Genomic DNA, 284 nt, shown 5'->3' on the forward strand with positions numbered 1-284 from the left:
TGAAAGGTTACTCTTAACTCCTGCGACTGGTTTTTGCTGAATAACCGCTTTATAGCTACTCAGTGCCAGCGCCGAGGGTTTATCACCATATTTGAGGATCAGTTGATAAACATAGCGTATATCGTCCCTGACCATAAATAAAATCACGCCCAAGAGTACAACCACAATAACGCGTTTTAGTAATCTCATAAAAAATCCATAGCAGATCGCGTCACGACTGATGTCGTAACGCATTTCTTAAAAATAAAGCCGATGTCCGATAGAATCGTTATTCGGTTATGGCG

Annotated in this window: 1 protein-coding gene; it reads right to left on the reverse strand. The window is 41.2% G+C overall.

Going from position 1 to position 284, the window contains the following annotated elements:
• Positions 1 to 189 (reverse strand): hypothetical protein (locus tag J4G32_RS21295; RefSeq protein ID WP_024159203.1); only part of this gene is annotated, 189 nt, incomplete at its 3' end.
• Positions 190 to 284 lie beyond the last annotated feature (95 nt).

The organism is Microvirga antarctica, from assembly GCF_017921815.1.
Lineage (GTDB): Bacteria > Pseudomonadota > Alphaproteobacteria > Rhizobiales > Beijerinckiaceae > Microvirga > Microvirga antarctica.